We start from the raw sequence: 21,775 nt of genomic DNA, 5'->3' as shown, positions 1-21,775 counted from the left end.
GCGCCCTCCGGCGTCCGCCCCCACGAGCGCTCCCGACCGGCTCCGAGCCATCCTCGATCGGCCTGAGTTCTCCCAGGCTCGCAAGCGCAACACGGATCTGCTCCAGCGGCTGCTTCGACAGATCGACGCCTGGCTCAGCGGCTTCTTCCAGTCCCGAGGCGCCCAGAGCTTCGCCGTCGTCACTCGAGCCGTGATGCTGGGGCTGGCCTTGGCCGTGGGGCTCTGGGGACTCTTGTGGTTCCGGCGGTGGCGCCGCCCCGCTGCCGCTCCGGCCCGTGCCAGCACAGGAGCCCATGCGCCGCTCGCGCTCGATTCACCCCGTGAACACCTGCAGCGGGCTCGGGAGGCGCTCGCTTTGGACCCGCGTGAAGCGATCCGCCAGGGGTTGCTGGGCCTGCTCTCCACGCTCGAAGAGCGCAAGCTGGCCCGTCCGGACCGGGTGAAGACGAACCGTGAGCTCGCCGCCGAGCTGCCCGGCCGTGGAGCTCCGGGACCGCTCGTGCAGGAGGTGGAGCGGCTCGTGCGCTGGTACGACCGCACCTTCTATTCGCTGTCCCCCGTGCCTCCCGAGGAAGCCTCCCGCTTCGTCGCGGATGTGGAGCGCCTGCACGCCTCGCCTCCGGGAGGCGTGGCATGAAGAACCTGCGCACCTTCCTCCTCTTCGGGCTGCTCATCACCCTCGCGGCGGCGATGGGCCTGGCCACTCGACAGGCTCCACCGGAGTCCACGCTGCCCTCCGTGGAGAACCCGGGCCCCCTCGGGCTCCGCGCGCTCTACCTCTATCTGCGCGAAGGGGGCGCCTCGGTGGAGGCACACCAGGAGTCCCTCGAGGCCCTGCCCCCGGGTACCCGAACCGTCGTCATCGCCGCGCCTCGGGAGCGGGCCGTGTCTTCAACCGAGGTGGAGGCGCTGCAGCGCTTCGTCCGCGCCGGCGGGACCCTCGTCTTCCTCACCTCGCGGGAGAAGGAATCGGGCCAGCCGGCGATGGACCAGTGGCTGGAGCTGGAGCGAGGCCCATTTCTCCCCTCGAGTTCGAAGGGGTTGCCTCCGGGTGATCAGGATCTCGGAGGCACCACCGTGGAGTTCTGGCTCCCCGCGGGCGCGGCGCGGGGCCTGAGCAGCCTCCGAGTGGCTCGCGACCGAGGCGTCACCGTGGGGCTGGCCGAGGCCGTGCCCCTCGCGGGCCTGGAGAACAGTGTGGCGCTCTGGCGGCTCGGGCTGGGTCAGGGCGAGGTGTACGTGGCCGCGGGGCCCGATCTCGCGGAGAACCGGCGGCTCGAGCTGCTCGACAACCTGCGCTTCTGGGACGCCCTGGCCGCCCGCGGCCCCATGGTGTTCGACGAGTTCCACCATGTGCAGGCCCCTCCGCCGCCCCTGTCACGAGGGCTCTGGGTGTTCGCGCTCCAGTGTCTGGCGGTGGGAGGACTCTATGTGTTCGCCCGGGGCACTCGCTTCGGAGCGCCCAGGCCCCAGCTGCCCGAGCGCCACCGCTCGTCGCTGGAGTACGTGCAGTCGCTGGGCTGGCTCGCACGCCGGGCCAAGGTGGAGCGCGAGCTGCTGCCGGAGCTGGCCCGGCACCTGCGCCAGCTCATGCACGAGCGGCTGGGCATCCCCCTCGCGCTCTCAGAGGAGGAAGCCGCTCGGATGCTCGAGCAACGCTGCGGCATCCCCGCCGCTCATTACCTGGAAGCACGCGAGGAGCTGGCGCGAGCGCTGGATGCTCGCACCCTCTCCCCCAAGGACTACGCTCGCGTGGCGGCCCGGTACGCGCGGCTGGAGGCCGTGATCACCGGCCGCGCCTCCTCCGGCACCGCGTGAGCCGGGCTACAGGCCGCGGCCCGCCCTGAGCATGGCCTCGCCCACGTGGTTGCGGATGTCCTCGACGCGGGCATCCCAGCTCTCGTGGAAGATGCGCTCGGCGCGCTCGCGGGCCGGCCCGCTGCCCTCGGCCAGGCACTCATCCACCTTGCGGACGAAGTCCTCCGTGGAGGAAGCCAGCTTGCACAGCCCCACCTTGCGCACCTCGGGGATGTCCGTGGACACCACCGGGAGCCCCGCGGCCAGGTACTCGCGCACCTTGAGCGGGTTCGCATTGAGCGTCAGCTCGTTGACCTTGAAGGGCATCAACGCCACGTCGAAAGCCTTGCAGTAGCCGGGCAAGCTCGCGTACGGCTTGCGACCGAGCAGGTGGATGTTCGGCACCGCCTTCATCGCCGACACGTCGCAGTCCGGCGCCACCTTGCCGATGATCACCACCGAGCCTTCCGGGTGCGCCTTGGCCGTGGCGATGATGGCCTCCTGGTCCACCCAGTCGGCCATCAAGCCGAAAAAACCGATGACAGGCCCCGGCAGCTTCGCGATGTCCTCGGGAACCTGCGTCGCCGGATCGCACGCCTTCACGAAGTGCTGGTAGTCCACGCCGTGCCGCACCAGCACCGTGTTCGGGTTCACCTTCGCCTTGTTCTCGCGCAGGCGCTCGGCCGAGGTGATCACCAGGTTCGCCTTGCGCAGCAGCCGCTCCTCCAGCTCCGCGATGTGCTTGCCGTTGGTGTCGCTGAAGGCGGAGAACTCGTCCACGCAGTGGTAGACGATGAACTCCTCGCCCAGCGTGCCCGACACCGGCGCCGAGGCCGGCAGGAAGGACCAGGAGATGGGCCGCTGGAAGTGCAGCTTCGCCATCGCCCGCTTCACCTGGAGCCGCAGCAGCTCCCGGTTCGTGGTGCGCACCGCCTCCGAGCCGTAGAACGGGATGGCCAGCGGCGCCAGCACGAAGAGGTTGGGCTCCACCTCGCGGATGCCCTCGGTGAACGAGGACAGCTTGCGCCAGATGCGCTGGAGATCGTGCGTGTTCGCCTTGGGCGCCCGGTTGCCGATGCTGTTCACCCACAGCACGCGGTTGTCCTTGGCGAGGATCCGCATGATGTGGACCTTCGACAGCGGATCCCCATCCCAGTCGTTGGAGAACACCACCAGGTCCCGCCCCCGCAAGGCCCGGCGTGCCACATCCATGTCTTCACTGCGCCGCATGTTTCGTCTCCTGTGTGGAAATCCCCCAACCTGAAGCGCTCGGAGCTAGGTCGCCATGGCCGGCCGCTGGCCCTCGAGCCGCGGCGCCGCCAACTCCGTGTACAGACGGTGCATCACCGGTCCCGCATCCGGAGCGGCCGACTCCGTGGGCCCCTCGACGAGCGCCTGCCGCACTCGCAGCGCCAGATCCGGCGCATTCCCCGAGTGGAACAGGTACGTCCCCTCGGGCCGCGCGCACACGTCGCTGGCCACGCAGGGCACCCCGAGCGCCAGCGCCTCACGCACGGAGATGGCATCCCCGTCGTGCGTCGTCGGGCGGATGAACGCGTCGCACTTCGACAGCAGGCCGAGCACCTCCTCGTGCTCCAGCTCGCCCAGATCCTCGAGGTACGGCGCCACGTGCGTCTCGCGAGCGTCGCGAGCGAACTCGGCGGTCCGCGTCCCAGGACCGAAGACCGCGAGCCCCACCCCCGGCAGCTCCTGTGCGAGCAGCCGCAGCGCACGGAACATCACCAGCCGCCCATAGACGGGAGACGGGTGGTGCGCCATCGCCAGCAGCGGGTTGCGCCGGGCCCGGGCCAGCTCCACCGCGGCCGTCACCGGCCCTGGCTTCACCTGCGAGGCGCAGAACGCCGGCTGGACGAGGATCTTCTCCTCGGGCACGCCACACCCAACGAGCGCCGCCTTCACCGCGGGCGACACCGCCACCACTCGCGAGTACCCGGCCAGCGCCGCCCGGGCCAAGGCCTTGCGAGCCGAGGAGCCCGCCAGGAAGTCCGGCAATAGCCCCGAGTGCAGGGTGATGATCCGAGGCGACCGGGGCGCCGGGACTCCCGCCGCCGCGGCCAGCATCCAGGACTTCGGGTTGTTGCCGCTGGTGTGGACGTGCACCGTCCACCCAGCGCTCAAGAATCCCGCGAGCCGTAGTCCGAACTTCGAGAGGGACTGGACAGGGATGACGTCCGGAGCCGGCCGGCCGCCCTTGCCAATGTCCATCACCTTCGCCTCGACACCACGCCCGCGAAGAAATCGGTGCAGTTGTTGAACGTGGATCGCCACCCCACCGTACGGCGGTGGGTAGTCGCCAATCAGAAGCACGCGCATGACGCTCGGCTCTCCCGGTTACTGGAGCGGCAGCTCCATGGGGGACGAAGGCACCTGCCGCCGAGGCAGCAGCCCCATCTCACGCTGGTACGTGGTGAGGGGATCCGGATCCTGGCGGAGCACCTTGGCTGGCACTCCCGCGACGACCGTGGCCGACGGCACATCCTTGAGCACCACCGCGTTCGCGCCGATCACCGCGAAGTCGCCGATGTGGATGTTGCCGAGGATCTTCGCGCCCGCGCCGATGCGGACATAGTCTCCAATCACCGGCGCGCCCTCGATGCCCGAGCGTCCGCCGATGGTCACCTGCTGGGAGATGAGGCAGTGGCGGCCCATCTTGGTCGCCTTGTGGATCACGACTCCGATGCCGCCGTAGCCCAGCTGCGTGCCCTCGCCAATCTCCGCCTCGTAGGGAATGTACGAGTTGTGCAGATAGTAAATGGCCTTGCGCAGCACTGCCGGTAGCAACGGAACCCCACGCAGGTACAGCTTGTGCGCGAGCCGGTACAACGTCATCGCATCCACACCCATCACGCCCTCCCAACCCAACCAGTGGACCGCAAACTAGGTACCCACTCCTGAGGAGGGAAGTCCTCCTCAGGTGTACGAATCACCGCGATCATGCCGTCCCGCGGGACCGCATTCCCGCCAACACACGCAGCGGCCGGATGCCCGTGGCGTACAGCACCGCGATGTATCCGACGACGAACAAGAGCCCGGCCACCGCCAGCGGCAGCACCCGCCAGACGAAGCCCTCGGGCAGCCGCACCCACGCGCTCACCGTGCCGGCTCGCAGCGCGAAGATGCCGACCGCCGCCGCCACCGCCGCCAGGGCCGCCTTGCCCAGCTCGCCCCAGGGGATCACATCCTGGACGCGCAGCGGGCGTTCGGGCGTGGACAGCGCCGCGGGCACTCGCGCCAGCAGCGTCGCCTTGCCCACCAGCTCCGCCACCGCCCACGAGGCGATGCCGCCCTTCATCCCGAACCGGTGCACGCCCCACCACACCAGCGGCGCCGTCACCACCGCCTTGATCAGATACGAGACGAAGATGGCACGGGTGTGTCCTCGGGCGCGCAGCACGCCGTCCATCGGCAGGATGGACAACACCACGCCCAGCACGCTCACCCGGAAGATGGGCACCGCGGGCAGGAACTTCGCGCCAAACAGCGCGGAGACGAACTCGGGCGCCGCGGCGAAGAGGAACGCGGAGACTGGCAGGAACACGAAGGCCAGCTTCCCCGCCGCCTCGCGGAAGGCGTCCACGGCCTCCTCGAGCCGGCCCGCCTTCTCCAGCTCGCCCAGGCGCACCATCAGCACCTCGCTCGTGGGCGTGTAGAGCAGATCCACCACCGGGAGCTGGAAGCAGCCCACCCGGTAGAGCGCGTACAGCGCTGGGGCCACCGCGCTCGCCACCACGTAGAAGTGCGCGTTCTGCTGCGGAATCGAGAGCGCCATGGCCGCGCCGAACGGAGCCGCGTACACGAGCTGCTCGCGAAGCAGCCTCCCGCTCACCAGCGGCCCCGTCGAGCCCCGGAGCGCGATACACCAGGCCGCCAGGTAGCGCAGGCCGGCGAACGCCGCCACCGCCATCATCATCCCGTGCAGCGAGGTGCCCAGCAGGCACGGCACCACCATGGCCAGCGAGCGCAGGCTGTCGGACACCAAGTACGCCACGGCGGAATGCTTCGTGCGGCCCTGGCTGGTGAGCGTCACCTCCAGCGGGAACCCGCCGATCAGCAGCGCGGTGTAGATCGCCAGCGGCCACCGGTAGTGCAACAGCGCGGGGTTGGAGAACAGCCCCGCCACCGGCCCCAGCAGCGTGGCCACCAGCGCCGCGGCCACCACTCCCGCCGCTGTCACGAAGAGCATCGTCTGGCCCAGGTAGGGCCGCTTCTGCTCCGCGCGTGGCAGGAAGTAGTAGAGGCTCTGCACCACGCCGAACGGCAGGACGTAGTAGAGCGTCGTGGCGATCAGGAAGAGCTGGTAGTACGTCCCATACTCCTCCAGGCTGAGCACCCGCGCGAGGACGAGCGGGATGGACAGCGTCAGCCCGGCGGTGAACAGCCGGGCCAACACCAGGGGACCGGCCTTGCCCAGGAATGACCCGGGCGAGGCCGTCGCCGATGATGCACTCACGTCGCTTCCCCCCTCGCGAGCCTCTCGCAGATGAGCACCCGGTTGGCGGCCTCCGTGGCGGATAAGTGCGGCCGCCGCCCCATCACGGGGCTGCTCATGCCCAGCACCCCGAAGCAGTCATCGAGCTGGCACCCGGTGAGCGCTGCCGAGTAGTCCCCCAGCATCCCGATGCTGAAGTTCTCCCACAGCACCTTGCGCTTGAGCGTGAACGGATCCCCGCCGATCCGGTTGGGCACATCCTCCGTCGTCACCCCCGAGCGGAACCCGTGCTTCATCAACACGCGGATGATCTCGTCCGAGTACCAGCCGTTGCAGTAGGCGAAGTCCCGCACCGAGCTCTTCACTTCGCGCTCGATGGCCAGCTTGGACTCGAGGATCTCCCGCTCCACCACGTCGGGAGGCTCCAGCGTCAGCACCGTGTGCCCCAACGTGTGCGCGCCGAACTCGAAGCCATCCCGAGCCATGCGCCGCACATCGTCCCAGTCCATGACGTCGCCCTGCTCGGGCATCAGCTCCGAACCGCCTCCCAGCTCCTGTTCGAGCGCGTCGATGACCTCCACCAGCACGCTCGCCGAGTGCTCGCCGATGAAGTCGTCCAGCGCCGCCGAGAGCGTCTTGCGCTCGGAGAGCACCGGCTCGATCAGCTCCATCGCCGGAGCCGGCAGCGTGGTGAAGTAGGGCTTCAGCCGCCGCTGCTTCGCGTGCCGCACCAGATGGAAGAGCCGATCATGATTGAAGCGCCGGCTCGTCCCGATGAACGCCGTCGGCAGGTAGATGATGGCCGGCACGCCCATTTGCTTGAGCAGCGGATAGGCGTACCGGTACACGTCCCGGTATCCATCATCGAAGGTGACGACGCACAGATCCCGCTTCGTCGCCCTTCGCCCCGCCATCACGTCCACCGCGTCCCCAATGGACGCGAACTCGTACCCCGCGTTGGCGGCTTCCTCCAGATGCCGCCTGAACGTCTCCTGGGAGATGAGCAGCCCCGGAATGGAGCGCTGCAGCTCGCCTGTGAAGTCCCCCACCACCCTGTGGTAGCTGACGATGAGAATCCGTCGCCCACCGGACTGGCCTCGGCGGTACGCCGCCATGGCCTTCCTCAGTCCGCTGTAGTGAATCATTCCCGCCGTGGCTACCTTCACTGCCCTCCGCACCAACCGACCTGCACCCATGACCTTCCCCATGCGCAGAGAACCTCTTGCCGGGGGGTAAATGCACGGGGGATGCCAGCCCCAAGCCCAGCGACTACCGCACATTGGAGCCATCCCCGGGGCAGCCCCCGCGCCGTCCCTGGAACAAAGGGTGCCCAGGGTAGAAAAACTTTCCAGATCGTCAGGAAGAGACTCGGGCGTCCCGGGAAGTAGCGCAGTGTACAGTGGGCGCTCCATGTCCCTTGCTCTCACCAGCGTGTTCCTCGTGCTCGTCACCAGTGCCGGTGCACAGGCCTCGGACACTCCCGCGGCTGCCGCACGGCCCTCCGACGCGCCCTCCGCTCCCTTGTCCACACCGCCCCTGCCGTCCGCCTCGGATCCGTGCGCACGCGCCGAGGCCGACTACACCCAGGCCTTCGATGCGCTCGTGAAGGGACAAGACGAGCAGGCGCTCGCGGCCCTCGAGCGCGTCCTCGCCCTCTGTCCGACCCACCCGTATGCGAGCGAGCTCGCCCGGCTCGAGCGCGCCCGGCTCACCCCGGGAGCGAAGCTGGCGCAGGCCGCCGTGCTCGGCATGGAGGAGCCCACGCGCTTTGCTCGCGGCAGTCTGGTGGTGTGGCAGACCCTCCATGGCGCCACGCAGGGCGCCTTGCTGTGCGCGATCGCCGACTGCGAGGGCCGTGCCTTCCTGGGAGCCTCACTGGTGGGAGCCGGCATCGGCGCCGGCGTCTCGTGGCTGATAACCGATCACACGGGCATCACGCCCGGCCAGTCCGGGGCGATCAACTCCGGCACGAGCTGGGGCGTCTGGTACGGCATCGCGCTGCATGAGCTGCTCGATACCAATGACGGCAAGGCCCAAGCCGGGCTGGTCATGGCCGGCATGGTGAGCCTGACGGGCGTCGGGATCGCGATTGCCGTGCTCGGCACGCCCACCGCGGGCCAGGTCTCCATGGCCAACTCGGGCGGGCTGTGGGCCGGCGTGGTGCCAGCCCTGTTCCTGGCGGCCTTGGACGGTGGAAGCACCAAGACCTTCTTCGCCATCGAGACGGCGGTCTCCACCGCGGGCATCCTCACCTTCGCAGTCCTGTCCGCCAGCTACCTCCCCTCCCAGGGCCGGGTGCTCCTGATCGACTCGGGCGGCATCCTCGGCGGACTGCTGGGCGCGGCGGCCGTCGCGATCGCGGGCGCGAACGGCCAGGGCGTCGCGGTCGGCGCGGGGCTGGGAGCGCTCGCCGGCCTGGGCCTCACCACCTATATCACCCGCGATTTCGACGCCCCCGACACGGAGACCCCTCGGGTGGCGCTGGCGCCGGCCGTCATGGGACGGGGAGGAGCCGGGCTGGCCATCGGCGGGCGCTTCTAGGGGGCCTTCACCCGGCGGCGGCGCTCCGCCCCCGAGTCAAGCTGGCTTTCGCTGGAGAAAAGCACGATTTCCAGTTACGAACGCATCCCTCGATGGATGCCCCCGCCTCCGCGCCTCCCGCGATTGCCCTGCACGATGTGAGCAAACGCTATGGGCGTCACTGGGCCCTGGCGCGCCTCACCTACTCGCTGCCTGCAGGCCGCTCGCTGCTCCTCACCGGCCACAACGGCTCGGGGAAGACCACCCTGCTGCGCCTGGTGGCTACCGCCCTGTCTCCCACCGCTGGCCGCGTGGAGGTGCTCGGGCGCAACACCGTGGCCGACCGTGACGCGGTGCGCCAGGAGGTGGCGCTCCTGTCCCACGCCAGCTTCCTCTATGAGGATCTCACGGCCCACCAGAACCTCACCGTGCTGGCTCGGTTGCTGGGCCTGCCCTCTTCCTCGGATACCGCCAGCGAGCTGCTGACCCGGGTGGGCCTGACGCGGCGCACCAGCAGCCCCGTGCGCCAGTTCAGCGCCGGCATGCGCAAGCGCCTGGCCATCGCGCGGCTGCTGATGAAGAAGCCCGCCCTGGCGCTGCTGGACGAGCCCTTCGGAGAGCTGGATCCCGCCGGCATCGCGGCGATGGAGCTCATCATCCGCGAGCTGAAGACCTCGGGCGTCACCGTCATCCTCGCCACCCACCTTGTCGACCAAGGTCTGTCGCTGTGCGAAGAGCGCCTTCACCTCCAGGAAGGTCGAGCGATACCCGCATGAGCCGCCCGCGTCCCATTGGCCTGTTGCGCTCCTCGTTCGTCCTGCTGGGCAAGGATCTGCTCATCGAGTGGCGCACGCGCGCCCGCCTCAACGCGCTGATCTTCTTCGCGCTCTCCACGCTGCTGCTGTTCTCGTTCGCGCTGGGCCCGGACACCAAGCTGCTCGAGCGCAACGCGGGCGGCTACCTGTGGCTGGCCATCCTCTTCGCCAGCACCCTGTCCTTGGGGGAGTCCTTCCGCGTCGAGTACGAGAACGCCTGCCTGGACGGCCTGCGGCTGGCTCCGGCGGATGCCCGCGCCATCTTCCTGTCCAAGGCGGTGGGCAACACGCTGCTGCTGGTGGTGCTCGGCGGCCTGCTCATCCCGGCCATGGTGGCGCTCTACGGGGTGAGGGTGCAGTTGGGCGTGGGGGACTTGCTGACCACGCTGGTGCTCGGATGTATGGCGCTTGCCGCCCCGGGGACCGTGTATGCAGCCATCGCGAGCAACGCCCGCGCGAGGGACGTGCTGCTACCTCTGCTATTGTTCCCGCTGATTGTTCCGGCCCTGCTGGCCGCGGCCAAGGCAATGATGCTGGTACTGCAAGGGGATCCGATGGAGCAGCTCGGTTCGTGGTTCGGTCTGCTCGGCGGCTTCAACCTGATCTATTGGGGCCTGGGGTTCGTGCTGTTTCCGCGGGTGATCGAGGATTGATTATGGACGCGCTGTCTCTGTTCACCATCTGGTTGCCCCCCATCGTCCTGCTGCTGCTGCTCACCGTGGGCCGCAAGTTCGCGCACGTGACGCTGCCGGTGTACGCGCTGATCCTGGTGGGCGTGGGCCACTACTGGGGCCTGGCCGTGGCGCCGCCGGATCGCGAGATGGGGGATGTGCAACGCATCATGTACGTGCACGTCCCGGCGGTGTGGAACGCGCTGCTGGCGCTCACGCTCAACTTCGCCTGCTCGGTGATGTACCTGTTCAAGCCGAGCTGGAAGACGGACTCGCTGGCCGAGGCCTCCGCCGAGGTGGGCCTGCTGTTCGGCACCGTGGGCGTGCTGCTGGGCGCCATCTGGGGCCGGCCCACCTGGGGCGTATACTGGACGTGGGATCCGCGCCTCACCACCGCCGCCATCCTGCTGGTGGCCTATATGGGCTACATGGCGCTGCGCCGCTTCGTGGAGGATCCCGAGAAGCGCGCGGTGTGGAGCGCCGTGGTGGGCATCATCGCCGCGGTGGATCTGCCCATCATCTGGTTCTCGGTGAAGTGGTGGCGCAGCCTGCACCAGCAGCAGTCCTCGCCCAGCACCACGGATCCGTCCTTCTATCTGCCGCTGCGCCTGAGCGCCTACGGGCTGCTGGCCTTCGTGATCTTCTTCCTGATGCGGCGCTACCGGATCGCCCTGGCCGAGCGCAACGCCGAGGTGGCCCTGCCCGAGGCGCTGCCCACCGACGGCGCTCCGGCCAACCGCTCCGCGGGGGTGGCGTGATGAGCGCGATGACGAGCCTGATGGTGCTGGCCCAGGCGGCGGCGGAGCCGGTGGCCCGCCGGGGGATTCAGGGCGGGTGGGGCTATGTGTGGACCTGCTACGGAATTACCTGGGGCGCGCTCGCGCTCTATTCGCTGTCGCTGTGGTTGCGGCAGCCCAAGAACTCGCCTGCTGGCCTGAAGGAGTGATCCATGACGCCTGTCGTACGTAACCGCCTCATCCTCGTGGGAGCCCTCCTGGTGGCCGGTGCCGGCCTTGGCGTCATTGCCTTCGGCAAGATTGGCGACAACCTGGTCTATTACTGGAGCCCGGCGGAGATGATCAGCCAGGGCGAGAAGGCCTTCGGCCCCACCATCCGCCTGGGCGGCGTGGTGAAGCCCGGCTCCATCCAGTGGAACGCCGAGCACACCAGCCTCAAGTTCCAGGTGGCCACCGATCACACGCCCGAGGCCGCGGCGGTGACGGTGCAGTCCACCGAGGTGCCGCCGGCCATGTTCCGTGAGGGCATCGGCGTGGTGGTGGAGGGCACCTTCGACAAGTCCCAGGTGTTCAGCTCCAACCGGCTGATGGTGAACCACTCCAACGAGTACCGGGCGCCCAAGCCGGGCGAGAAGCCGCGCGAGTGGAAGGAGAGCCTCTCCGACGGCTCCGTGACGGCGACGGCGAGGCCTCAGTGAACGCAACGATTGGATATGGGCTCGTGCTCGGCGCGCTGGTGTGCGCCGCGTTCGGAGCCGTGGTGGGGTTGACGAGCGGCCTGCGCAAGAGCGAAGCGGGCGCTCAGTGGGTGCGGCGCGCGGTGTGGGGGTTCTTCCTCTGCATGGCGGGCTCCAACCTGACCATGGTGTACGCGCTCGTCACGGATGACTTCAGCATCAAGTACGTGGCGCAGGTGGGCAGCCGCGCCACGCCGCTGGTCTTCAAGATCGTCGCCCTGTGGAGCGCGCTGGAGGGGTCCATCCTCTTCTGGGGCCTCATCATGGGCACCTACCTGCTGGCCTTCGCGCTGGTGCACCGCAACGAGCACCGGCGCTACATGTCGCTGGCGCTGGGCACCATGCTGGGCGTGGGCGTCTTCTTCGCCTTCCTGATCGCCGGCCCGGCCAACCCCTGGCACGTGCTTGCGCAGGTGCCGCCGGACGGCCCGGGCCCCAACCCGCTGCTGCAGAACCACATCCTCATGGTCATCCACCCGCCCATGCTCTACTGCGGCTACGTGGGCATGACGGTGCCCTTTGGGATCGCGGTGGCGGGCCTGCTGCGCGGGGAGATTGGCGACGCGTGGATGGCGCCGCTGCGGCGCTGGATCCTCATCCCGTGGACGTTCCTGTCCGTGGGCATCATCCTGGGCTCGTGGTGGGCGTACGCGGTGCTGGGCTGGGGCGGCTACTGGGCGTGGGATCCGGTGGAGAACGCCTCGTTCCTGCCGTGGCTGACGGCCACCGCCTTCATGCACTCCACCATGGTGCAGGAGCGCAAGCAGATGCTCCGGCTGTGGACCATGAGCCTGGCCCTGGCCAGCTTCGTGCTGACGATCCTGGGCACGTTCATGACGCGCTCGGGCATCTTCAACTCGGTGCACTCCTTCACCCAGTCGGACATCGGGCCCACGTTCCTGGTGTTCATCGCCTTCCTGCTGGTGTTCTCCATCGTCCTGCTGGCCACGCGCGGACACCTGCTGGTGGCCAAGGGGAACATCAACTCGGTCCTCTCGCGTGAGACGAGCATCCTGGTGAACAACCTGGTGTTCGTGGCCATCACCTTCACGGTGCTGCTGGGCACGGTGTACCCGCTCATCTCCGAGGCCGTGCGCGGCGTGCGCGTCAGCGTGGGCGAGCCGTACTTCAACAAGATGGCCGTGCCGGGCGGCATCGCCGTGCTCTTCCTCATGGGCGTGGGGCCGATGCTGCCGTGGGGCACGCCGGACAAGGCCGCGGTGCGGCGGCAGGTCCTCATCCCCGCCGCCGTGGGCGGGGTGGTGTCCATCCTCTGCTACGTGGTGGGGCTGCGCGGCGTCTACCCGCTGCTCACCTTCGGGATCGCCGGCTTCGTCACCGTCATCACCCTGCGCGAGCTGGTGGCGCCCATCCGCGTGCGCATGAGCGAGCGCAAGGAGCGCCTGGGCACCGCGCTGGTGCAGAGCGTGTCCAAGGCCCGCCGCCGCTTCGGCGGCTACGTGGTGCACCTGGGCATCATCCTGATCATCGTGGCGATCGCGGCCTCGCAGTCGTACGTGAAGCACACCTCCGGCACGATGAAGATCGGCGAGTCGCTCAAGCTGGACGGCTACACGCTCAAGTACCTGGGCACCACCGAGGGCAAGGAGGCCCACCGCGCCTTCGTGGCCGCGCGCATGGAGGTGACGACGCCCAGCGGCAAGGTGCAGGAGTTCCTGCCCCGGCTGAACTACTACGAGCGCAGCACGGATCCGGTGGGCACCCCCGCGGTGCGCGAGTCCCCGAAGGAAGATCTCTACATGTCGCTGATGGCCTTCTCCGAGCGGGGCGCCACGGCGAGCCTCAACGTGTGGGTTTTCCCGCTGGTGGGGTGGATCTGGTACAGCATCCCCGTGCTGGTGCTGGGCTCGCTGATCTCGCTGTGGCCGACGCGGCGGCGCGTGGCGGTGGGCTCGAGCGCTCCGGCCACGAGCGGCGCTCCGCCGGTGGCGGGCAGTGACATGAACCGGGGGGCTGCATGAAGCGGTGGGGAATCACCCTGGGCGCCGTCGTCCTCGCCGGGGCGCTGCTCATCGTCCTGCTGAAGGGCTTCGGGCGGGATCCGCACGAGGTGCCCTTCATGCTGGCCGGCAAGCCCGCGCCGCCCTTCACCCTGCGCGCGCTGGACAGCGGCAAGCCGGTGAGCCTGGAGCAGTTCAAGGGCCACCCGGTGGTGATCAACTTCTGGGCCTCGTGGTGCGGCCCCTGCCGCCAGGAGCACCCGGTGCTCACCTGGGGCGCACGCGAGCTCGGCAATCAGGCGGTGTTCCTGGGCATCATCTTCGAGGACACCGAGGACAACGCCCGCGAGGTGCTCCAGGAGGAGGGCGCCCCCTTCCCGCAGCTGGTGGATCCGCGCTCGCGCACCTCGGTGGACTACGGCGTGGCGGGCGTGCCGGAGACGTACTTCATCGACGCCAATGGGATCATCATGGGCAAGCACGTGGGCCCCATCGATCCGCAGACGCTGTCCACCCGCATCCGGGAGCTGAACGCCCGGACGGCCTCCACCGCGACAGGTTCGGCCCAGAACCCTTGAGCCACCAGGAGCACGCTCCCGCAGCCCTCACGGGGCGGAGGTAAGCAAGTCATGCACCAGTGCACTGAGTGTGGCACGGTCGCCTCGGAGCCTCGCCTGAAGTACTGCGAGGAGTGCGGGGCGAAGATGCCCGAGTACAAGCCGCCTCCCCTGCCCCCCGAGGGCGGCCCGGGGGGAGCGGCGCTCGCGGACTCCCGTCCCGCCAAGCCCGCCTATACCGGCCCGAAGTGGCTGGAGTATGTCCCCGCGCACTCGCCCACCGCGCTGGGCATCATCCTGCACGTGCTGGCCCTGTGGCTCTCCATCCTCCCCTCCCTCGCGGGCGTGGGGCCCTTCTGGTCCTTCGTGATGATCACGACCGGGGTGTTGATGATCGCCCGGGAGTACCGCACCGCGGACCTGCCGAACCCGCTGGTGGACTGGATCCCCGAGAAGCTCCTGCCCACCTCCCTGCCCTTCGTGTACTCGGCGCTGGCCGTGGCGATCGTGCTGCCGATGGTGGAGTTCAGCGTCCAGCCGCTGCTCTGGGGGGCCGGCACCGCGCTGGTGGTATGGGACCAGAGAAGCAAGGCCTCCACGGGCCGCGAGGGCTACGGGGAGCTCTTCGATCCTCGCAGTGCCCTGCGTGGCCAGCGGGTGCTGGCCTTCGCCGGCATCGCCGTGTGCCTGCTGGCGCTCTTCTTCACCTGGCACGTGGAGGGCGAGGTCAGCAACGGCAGCGGGTACGCCTCGGTGGCCCAGGGGCAGGTGCGCGGCATCCACGTGCCCCAGCCGAATGGAGACTCGCTCTACGGCAACGTGGGGGCGATCCGGATGTCGGGGTTCGAGCTGCCCATGGGCTCCACGGTGGAGATCCTCCTGATGGGGATCCTCTTCCTGATCATGCTGAGGCCCGAGGTGGAGCGCCCCGTGTGGCTGCGCTTCGTGCCCACCGGCATCATGGTCATCGCCCTGGCCTGGGTGCTGGTGAACATGCGCCTCAAGGTGGGGCCGATCATGTTCCTGGCGGGGCTCATCCCCGTGGGCCTGTTCTCGGCCTTCCACGCGCTCGGCCGCGACGAGCTGCCCGCGGAGGACTACGGCCACGAGCCGCCTGCCGACAGGGACTTCTCCCAGGAAGGCGACCTGCCTCCGGAAGAGGACTTCCAGACCGAGAACGAGCCGTATGCCTCCGACGAGGTGGAGGACCCGCCCCCCGAGGACGAGGAGATGCAGGGCTGAGGGCCTCGCCCCGGCTCCTCCACCCTGGCCAGGCAGGCGGGGGTTGGCTGGGGCAGATGGCCGCTCCCGTGAAGGTTTCGCTGTGCAACACTGCGCCTTGGCGCTAGGTAGACCGCGCCCGGGGTGCCCCGAATGAATTCTGTTCTCCTCTCTCTCGCTCTCGCCGCCAGCCTCGTGACTGGCCAGTTCGCTCCCCAGCAGGCCGGGAGCGATCCCCTCACCGATCCCGCCCTCGAGGCCCGTGTGCAGAAGCTCGGCAAGGAGCTGCGCTGCGCCGTGTGCCAGGGCGTCTCCATCGCCGACAGCCCGGCCTCCATGGCCCGCGCCCAGCTCGACAAGGTGCGCGAGCTGGTGGCCGCGGGGAAGTCGGATGAGGAGATCACCGACTACTTCGTGGCTCGCTACGGCGAGTGGGTGCTGCTGGAGCCCCCGAAGCATGACTTCAACCTGATCGTGTGGCTGGGGCCGGTGGCCCTGATCCTAGGCGGCGCCTTCGTCATCTCGCGGCAGATCAAGCGCGCGCCTGACACCGCCAACGCCACCGCGGCGGCCAGCGCCACCCCACCCACCGCCCCCTCGGCGACCGCCGCTGACACCGAGGACCCCTACCTGAAGGCTGTTCGCCAGGAGCTGGAGCGATGACGCAGCAGACCAACTGGTTGCCGGGGATTATCGCCCTCGCGATCGCCCTCGTCTGTGGGATTGGCTACATGCTGCTCCAGCGGCGCAAGGGCGGAGCGGCCTCCACCCCCGAGCCCCAGCGCGATGGCGTGCTGGACGATCTGGATCGGCGCGCGCAGTCGCTCATCGAGCAGCTCAAGGAGCTGGTCGCGGACAAGCACAGCCTCTCTCCCGAGCAGTTCCAGGCGGAGAAGTCCCGGCTGGAGCGCGAGGCCGCCGCGGCGCTTCGGGCCCGCGATGAGTACGTGCAGCAGCGCAAGCCAGGGACGACGGGCGCGCCGGGTGCGGAGGCTCCGGCTTCCACGCAGGCGGCTCCCGCCGCGACGGGCTTCGCGGCTCGGAACCCCCAGCTGGTGGGCGCGATGTGGGGCGCGGGAGTGATGCTGTTCTTCGGCGCGCTGGGCTACCTGCTCATGTCGTCGCTGCAGCCGCGCACCGAGGGCATGGAGGCCTCGGGCAAGGTTCCTCCGAACTCGAGGCCCATGGGCCAGCAGCAGGAGCAGCAGGTGGAGCAGGAGGACACGGAGCTCGCTCAGGCCAAGGAGCGGCTGCAGGCCAACCCGAACGATCTCGAGGCCGCCAGCTTCGTGGGGCACGAGATGATCCGGAACCGGGATCTCGAAGACGCGGAGAAGATCACGAACAAGGCGCTCGCGATCGATCCGTTCCACGTCGAGTCCCGCGTGCACCTCGGCGTGCTGCACGCCCTCCGGGGAGATGTGCAGAGCGCCGAGAAGGAGCTGCTGGAGCTGGCGGACCTCTACCCCGGCGCGCAGGAGGCCCTGCTCTTCCTGGGCTTCATCAACCTGCAGGGTGGCCGGCGCGACAAGGCGCTGGAGTACTTCGAGCGCTTCACCGTGGAGGTGCCGCGCAACCAGTACCCTCCCGGCATCGAAGCCGCCATTGCCCAGCTCCGCCAGGAGGCGGGCCAGAAGCCCTGAGCCTCACACCGCGGCCCGGCGCCTCCGCAACCGGCGGATGCGCTCCACCGTGGTGCCGGGCAGGACGCGCTTGAGCACCTCGCGTGCGTCGCGCGCCAGCTCCTCGTGGCGGGTGAACCAGCGGCCCGCTCCCTGGGTGGAGTGGACGCGCACCGCCACCGTGCGCCGCTGCTTCGTCGTCCAGTCGGACTTGTACGTCTCGGTGCCTCGGAGGAAGTCGTACTCGGTGAGGCCGGACTCGATGGCGTCCTTGAACGTCTCTCCCACGAGCACCAGGCCCACGCTCCGGTTGCGCCACTCGGGATCGTAGCCGGACTGGAAGTAGATGAACGTGTCCCGGTGGAGGATCCCGTACACCGAGGCGACGGCCTGGCCGCCCACCTTCATCGTGTAGAGCCGCAGCCGGCCGCGCTCGGCCAGGAACTGCGTGGCGTCTCGGTGGAAGGACTCCACGCCCTTGCCCTTGATGCCCTGAGAGCCGCCGTCCTCGGCCCAGCGCGCCGAGTGCAGCCGGAAGAAGTCCGTCATGGGCCCGGCCAGCGCTCCGGGAGCCTCGGTGCGCTCAATGCGGTAGCCCTCCTGCTTCTCCAGCCACTTGCGGCGGCGCAGGTAGTTGTCCCGCCGGCCCGTGCGCTTGAGGAAGGCGTCAAAGGGCTCGCCGGGCGTGAAGGACTCGTACGGGCACACGAAGCGCTCCGTCACGCGGACCTCCAGATCCGGGAACGTCTCGCGCAGCACCTTCACGGTCAGCGAGTCCTCGCGCAGATCCGTGAGATCCAGCACGTCCCAGCCGCCGTGCATCTCGCGCAGCCCGTTGGCGAAGGCGCGCGTCACCGCCTCCTCCGAGCCCCGCCGCGCCACCACGTCCAGGTAGTCGCTGCCGATGTGCGTCTCTCCCAGGAAGGAGAGCCGCCCCACCTGGCGGCCCAGGACGTTGCGCAGCTCGAAGCCGAGCGGCATCAGCCCCACCAGGGTGCCCGTCCTGTCCCTCGCGGTGAGGACCAGCGGCCGCCGGCCCGGCGCGATGCGGCGGCACCAGGGGTAGATCCACTCCCAGGCGTTGAAGGGGCCGGCGTTGCTCGCGTCGAGCAGCGCGTCCCACTCGGAGCGCATGCGCGCCAGCGTGGACAGGTCGTGGACGATCTCTACCCGGAGCCACTGCGACGGCTGCGGCTCGGGCGTCAGCTCGGATTCACGGATCATGGTCTATGGCTCTCGGAGAGAGGAAATCAGCCCGCGCGCTTGCGGGAGCGGCGATCCAGCTTCAAGGCCTCGCGGACCGCCGTGGCCACGCTGGCCATCACCTCGGGGCTCAGGTCCTGGTGGCAGGGGATCTCCACGATGGAGCGCCGCAGCTCCGCCACCTCGGGGAACTCCGCCGGATCGCAGGCCGGGTGGAAGCGCTTCCAGAAGTCGATGGCGTCGATGCCCTGCTCGTGCAGCTTCGCCATCACCTCGGCCTTGTCCTGCACCACCAGCGGATAGAAGAGCGGGCACACGCCCGGCGGGAGCTGGTTGAACAGCGGCGTGGACACATCGCGCAGCCGCCCGAGCAGGAAGAAGTAGTTGCGCCGCCGCGTCTCGACGATGCCCTCCAGGTCCTGCGCCAGGGCGATGCGCTTGGTCAGCGGGCTCATGCCCAGGTCCACGTGGTCCCGGTTGAAGTGCTGCGTGCCGGTGGCCACGCGCTCGATGTTGGCGGCCTTCACCGTGCCATGCCCCAGGCCGCGGATGGCCCGGCGCAGCCCTCGGCCCATCGCTCCACCGCGCAGCTCCAGGTTCTGCAGCAGCGCGGAGACGGTGTGGCTGAACGTCGAGCTCGCCGGCGGCGCGGGAGGCTCCGGCAGGCTGTACTGCCTGGGGCCGTTGATGGTCAGCGCGCCGCCGTTGGGCACGGGCAGCGTCTTGTAGAGGCAGAAGATGCCCACGTCCCCCGTGGTGCCCAGCGGCACCGTGCCGTCCGCGGACAGCAGCGACAGCGCGCAGTCCTCGATGAGCGGCAGCCCGTGGCGGTCGGCGATCTCGCGCATCTGCGCCGCCGGGCCCGGGAAGCCCGCGTAGTGGATGAGGTAGAGCGCCTGGGTCCTCGGGCCGATCTTCCGCTCCACGTCCTCCAGATCGACGTTCCAGCGCGAGCCCACCCGGTAGAAGCGCGGCATGGCGCCCGCGTCCACCACGGCCTCCACCTCCACGCCGTGGTGATAGGCCGGCATGAGCACCTCGCCCTTGTCCAGCCCCAGCATCTTCACCGTGAGCCAGACGGCGTTCCGAGCGAAGTAGAAGTAGCGCACGTTCGGCGCGCAGAACGGCTGGAAGGCGGCCGTCTGCTTCCGGCTCCACAGCATGCTCGGCCAGAGCGTGGGCAGGGAGGGGACGAACAGCTTCTGGTCCAAGATCACTTCTTCCATCGCGCCACCACCTCTCTCGCCGTGGGGACCCACCGGAACTTCGCCGCGCCGAGCGCGCGCGCGAAGGCGGAGTCGTTGAAGATGAAGAGCCAGTGGTGGCGCCGGACCTTGTCCGTCCAGTCGCGCTTCCACACCATGTCCGGCCCCAGGAAGTCGAACTCACGCAGGCCGCGCGAGATGCAGTCCGCCAGCACCTCGTCCATCAGGAGCTGGCCCGGGCTGCACTCCTTGAGGCTCTCGTCGTAGCCGGGCTTGAGCAGGAAGTAGCGCCCGCCGTAGGTGAGGCCGTACTGGAAGGCCACCGGCCGCCCGTCCAGGCGCAGGTAGTAGAGCGACAGCCGCCCCGAGTACGCCGCGTCCCGAGCCAGCTCCGTGTAGAAGCCGCGAGTGCTCGCGGACTGCGCCATCGCCGTGCCGCGCTCGCCCTTCCACCCGCTCTGCTCGAGCGCGAAGCCCTCCTCGAGCTTGCTCTCCAGATCCAGGCCGCCGTCCACGCGCTCGAACTTGACCTGGCCCTTCTCTTCCAGCTTCTTGCGCCGCCTGCGGCAGTTGGCCTTGAACTTGGACTGCAACGTGGCCTGGTAGGCCTCCCACGTGGAGGGCAGCGGCACGTAGGGCGACTGGAGCGAATCCCAGACTCCCGTGGCCAGCTTCGCGTTCTTGGCCTCCTCGAGCAGGCCCCAGCCCGCGCCGCCCTCGGGCACATCCGTCAGCCGCAGCACGTCCCAGTCCCGGCTCATGCGCAGCCAGGAGAGGAACATCGCCGCGGCGGCCTCGGGCTCGTGGGCGATCAGATCGAACCGGCACGAGTGCGGATTGGCCGTCGCGGCCAGCTGCCGCACGGGGATGCCGTACATCGTCGTCCGCTCGGCCATCAACGGCAGCGCCGCCGTCAGGCGCCCCTCGGAATCTCTCAGCGTGAGGATCCGCAGGCGCGCCGAGGGCGCGAAGTTGTCGATCCAGATGCGCAGGAACTCGTGGCGATAGAAGAGCTCGTTGGAGGTGGCGTCCACGAGCGCGTTCCACTCGGGCTCGAGCGCCATGAACGCGGCCCGGTCCGTGACCTCCTGGACACTCGGTGCGGGCGAGAGCTTTCTGGCTTCCATGTGTGCAGGACTCCCGAAGGCGCGGACACCTCAGGGCGGCCGCGCGCAGGCAAGGTGGGAATGGCCGGGGCGGGCTACAAGCCGCAGCGCGCCATCTTCAGCAGGCAGCGAGCCACCTTCCGGCTGTCGTGTCGGATCTTGGACCCCTCCTTGAGGAGATCCGCCTCCACGGGAACGACACCGGCGGTGATGAGCTCGCGACGGTTCACCGGGATGACATAGGCGCCCTTGTGCGAGTAGCGCTGGATGGCCTCCTGGAGAGGAGGAGTGCCGTTGATGAGCACCGCGTCCAGCACCGGGCCGACGTGCTCGATGACCGCTCGGACATGGTCCAGGCAGCTCATGCCGTCCGTCTCTCCGGGCTGGGTCATGAGGTTGGACACCATGACCTTGAGCGCCCGCGTCTCCTGGAGCGCCTGGGCCACCCCATCCACCAGCAGGTTGGGGATGACGCTCGAGTACAGCGAGCCCGGCCCGATGACGATGAGCTCCGCGGTGTGGATGGACTCCAGCAGCCCCTCGGAGGGCGGCGGAGAGCGTGGGCTTAGCGACACCCGGCGCACGCGGCCCTGGGCGCGGACGATGTTGCGCTCGCCCACCACCTCGGTGGCGTCATCCATCTTCGCCACGAGCTGCACGGGAGCCAGCGTGCACGGCAGCACCCGGCCCTTCGCCCCCAGCATCTCGCCGGAGACGCGCACCGCCTCCAGGAAGTCGCCCTTGAGCTCCGCCAGGGCGGCAATCAGCAGGTTGCCCACGGCGTGCCCGGCCAGGCCCTTCGCGCCACCGAACCGGTACTGGAACACCTCGGCGAGCGCGTTGTTGCCGCCCGTGAGCGCCACCAGGCAGTTGCGGATGTCTCCCGGAGGCAGCGCCCCGTGCGAGCGGCGCAGCCGGCCCGAGCTTCCTCCATCATCGCTCATGGTGACGACGGCGGTGATGTCCACGCCGGGATCCCCGGCCTTGGGCTCCGCCTTGCGCGCCAGCCCGCGGAGCACCATCGGCAGCCCGGTGCCACCGCCCATCGCGACGATGCGAGTAGGGCGATCCACGTGAGGCCGCAGCAGCTCGTTCCGCCTCTGCTGCCGGGCGGCCTTCGCATCCTTGCCCCGCGTCTCCTGGAGAGACGAATCCAGATCCATGACCGACATT

At 69.2% G+C, this 21,775-nt stretch carries 22 protein-coding genes; 13 read left to right on the top strand and 9 right to left on the bottom strand.

The window, feature by feature from the left end:
* A partial coding sequence (locus tag ACJ8AT_RS24890) for a DUF4129 domain-containing protein (RefSeq protein WP_407740334.1) occupies positions 1 to 637 on the top strand: 637 nt, incomplete at its 5' end.
* Positions 634 to 1,818 carry a DUF4350 domain-containing protein gene (locus tag ACJ8AT_RS24885; RefSeq protein ID WP_407740333.1) on the top strand — a complete coding sequence of 395 codons (1,185 nt, stop codon included), beginning with the start codon at positions 634 to 636 and terminating at the stop codon, positions 1,816 to 1,818. The genes ACJ8AT_RS24890 and ACJ8AT_RS24885, both read left to right, overlap by 4 nt.
* A gap of 6 nt (positions 1,819 to 1,824) precedes the next feature.
* Here ACJ8AT_RS24885 and exoP read toward each other — a convergent pair whose 3' ends face one another.
* The 5 genes from exoP to exoL all read right to left on the bottom strand — a co-directional run bounded on the left by exoP (position 1,825) and on the right by exoL (position 7,362).
* Entirely contained in the window at positions 1,825 to 3,027 is a 1,203-nt protein-coding gene (gene exoP / locus ACJ8AT_RS24880; RefSeq protein WP_407740332.1) for a spore coat polysaccharide biosynthesis glycosyltransferase ExoP, read from the bottom strand.
* Between the two features lie 45 nt (positions 3,028 to 3,072).
* The gene (locus tag ACJ8AT_RS24875; RefSeq protein WP_407740331.1) at positions 3,073 to 4,131 is read right to left on the bottom strand and encodes a glycosyltransferase family 4 protein; all 1,059 of its coding nucleotides are present in this window, start codon (positions 4,129 to 4,131) and stop codon (positions 3,073 to 3,075) included.
* Between the two features lie 18 nt (positions 4,132 to 4,149).
* A complete protein-coding gene (locus ACJ8AT_RS24870) occupies positions 4,150 to 4,662 on the bottom strand; it encodes a serine O-acetyltransferase (protein WP_407740330.1) in 513 nt (170 codons plus the stop codon).
* An 88-nt stretch (positions 4,663 to 4,750) separates the two neighbouring features.
* Complete coding sequence (locus ACJ8AT_RS24865; protein WP_407740329.1) at positions 4,751 to 6,268, bottom strand: lipopolysaccharide biosynthesis protein; 1,518 nt, start codon at positions 6,266 to 6,268, stop codon at positions 4,751 to 4,753.
* Positions 6,265 to 7,362: a spore coat polysaccharide deacetylase ExoL gene (gene exoL / locus ACJ8AT_RS24860; RefSeq protein WP_407740328.1), complete on the bottom strand. Its 1,098-nt coding sequence runs from the start codon at positions 7,360 to 7,362 to the stop codon at positions 6,265 to 6,267. The genes ACJ8AT_RS24865 and exoL overlap by 4 nt, the downstream gene beginning before the upstream one ends.
* Positions 7,363 to 7,657: 295 nt before the next feature.
* Here exoL and ACJ8AT_RS24855 point away from each other — a divergent pair, with 295 nt between their 5' ends.
* The 11 genes from ACJ8AT_RS24855 (at position 7,658) to ACJ8AT_RS24805 (ending at position 17,109) form a co-directional block, all read left to right on the top strand.
* Positions 7,658 to 8,788, top strand: coding sequence for a hypothetical protein (locus tag ACJ8AT_RS24855; RefSeq protein ID WP_407740327.1), 1,131 nt, complete (start codon positions 7,658 to 7,660; stop codon positions 8,786 to 8,788).
* A 92-nt stretch (positions 8,789 to 8,880) separates the two neighbouring features.
* Entirely contained in the window at positions 8,881 to 9,543 is a 663-nt protein-coding gene (gene ccmA, locus ACJ8AT_RS24850) for a heme ABC exporter ATP-binding protein CcmA (RefSeq protein ID WP_407740326.1), read from the top strand.
* Positions 9,540 to 10,235, top strand: coding sequence for a heme exporter protein CcmB (locus ACJ8AT_RS24845; protein WP_407740325.1), 696 nt, complete (start codon positions 9,540 to 9,542; stop codon positions 10,233 to 10,235). Before ccmA ends, ACJ8AT_RS24845 begins: the two co-directional genes overlap by 4 nt.
* 2 nt (positions 10,236 to 10,237) lie before the next feature.
* Entirely contained in the window at positions 10,238 to 11,011 is a 774-nt protein-coding gene (gene ccsA / locus ACJ8AT_RS24840) for a cytochrome c biogenesis protein CcsA (protein WP_407740324.1), read from the top strand.
* Complete coding sequence (locus ACJ8AT_RS24835; protein ID WP_407740323.1) at positions 11,011 to 11,199, top strand: hypothetical protein; 189 nt, start codon at positions 11,011 to 11,013, stop codon at positions 11,197 to 11,199. Before ccsA ends, ACJ8AT_RS24835 begins: the two co-directional genes overlap by 1 nt.
* A gap of 3 nt (positions 11,200 to 11,202) precedes the next feature.
* Positions 11,203 to 11,688 carry a cytochrome c maturation protein CcmE gene (locus tag ACJ8AT_RS24830; RefSeq protein ID WP_407740322.1) on the top strand — a complete coding sequence of 162 codons (486 nt, stop codon included), beginning with the start codon at positions 11,203 to 11,205 and terminating at the stop codon, positions 11,686 to 11,688.
* Positions 11,685 to 13,709 (top strand): heme lyase CcmF/NrfE family subunit, encoded by a 2,025-nt coding sequence (locus ACJ8AT_RS24825; RefSeq protein ID WP_407740321.1) that lies wholly within the window; start codon positions 11,685 to 11,687, stop codon positions 13,707 to 13,709. Before ACJ8AT_RS24830 ends, ACJ8AT_RS24825 begins: the two co-directional genes overlap by 4 nt.
* A complete protein-coding gene (locus ACJ8AT_RS24820; RefSeq protein WP_407740320.1) occupies positions 13,706 to 14,266 on the top strand; it encodes a TlpA family protein disulfide reductase in 561 nt (186 codons plus the stop codon). Before ACJ8AT_RS24825 ends, ACJ8AT_RS24820 begins: the two co-directional genes overlap by 4 nt.
* Before the next feature lie 51 nt (positions 14,267 to 14,317).
* A complete protein-coding gene (locus ACJ8AT_RS24815) occupies positions 14,318 to 15,487 on the top strand; it encodes a hypothetical protein (RefSeq protein ID WP_407740319.1) in 1,170 nt (389 codons plus the stop codon).
* Between the two features lie 132 nt (positions 15,488 to 15,619).
* Positions 15,620 to 16,129, top strand: a complete 510-nt coding sequence (locus ACJ8AT_RS24810) for a cytochrome c-type biogenesis protein CcmH (protein ID WP_407740318.1) — start codon at positions 15,620 to 15,622, stop codon at positions 16,127 to 16,129.
* Entirely contained in the window at positions 16,126 to 17,109 is a 984-nt protein-coding gene (locus ACJ8AT_RS24805; protein ID WP_407740317.1) for a tetratricopeptide repeat protein, read from the top strand. Before ACJ8AT_RS24810 ends, ACJ8AT_RS24805 begins: the two co-directional genes overlap by 4 nt.
* Before the next feature lie 3 nt (positions 17,110 to 17,112).
* On the opposite strand, the gene ACJ8AT_RS24800 is transcribed toward ACJ8AT_RS24805, so the two are convergent.
* From ACJ8AT_RS24800 to yvcK, 4 genes are all read right to left on the bottom strand, one after another.
* Positions 17,113 to 18,312 (bottom strand): GNAT family N-acetyltransferase, encoded by a 1,200-nt coding sequence (locus ACJ8AT_RS24800; protein WP_407740316.1) that lies wholly within the window; start codon positions 18,310 to 18,312, stop codon positions 17,113 to 17,115.
* A gap of 26 nt (positions 18,313 to 18,338) precedes the next feature.
* Positions 18,339 to 19,517: a DegT/DnrJ/EryC1/StrS family aminotransferase gene (locus tag ACJ8AT_RS24795; protein WP_407740315.1), complete on the bottom strand. Its 1,179-nt coding sequence runs from the start codon at positions 19,515 to 19,517 to the stop codon at positions 18,339 to 18,341.
* On the bottom strand, positions 19,505 to 20,623 hold the full coding sequence (locus ACJ8AT_RS24790; RefSeq protein WP_407740314.1) for a GNAT family N-acetyltransferase: 1,119 nt from the start codon (positions 20,621 to 20,623) through the stop codon (positions 19,505 to 19,507). Before ACJ8AT_RS24790 ends, ACJ8AT_RS24795 begins: the two co-directional genes overlap by 13 nt.
* Positions 20,624 to 20,697: 74 nt before the next feature.
* Entirely contained in the window at positions 20,698 to 21,774 is a 1,077-nt protein-coding gene (gene yvcK, locus ACJ8AT_RS24785) for a uridine diphosphate-N-acetylglucosamine-binding protein YvcK (protein WP_407740313.1), read from the bottom strand.
* Position 21,775 lies beyond the last annotated feature (1 nt).

Source organism: Hyalangium sp. (assembly GCF_045802625.1).
GTDB lineage: Bacteria > Myxococcota > Myxococcia > Myxococcales > Myxococcaceae > Hyalangium.
Note: the sequence above shows the minus strand (reverse complement) of the source record. Positions and strands in the feature narration are given on the sequence as shown.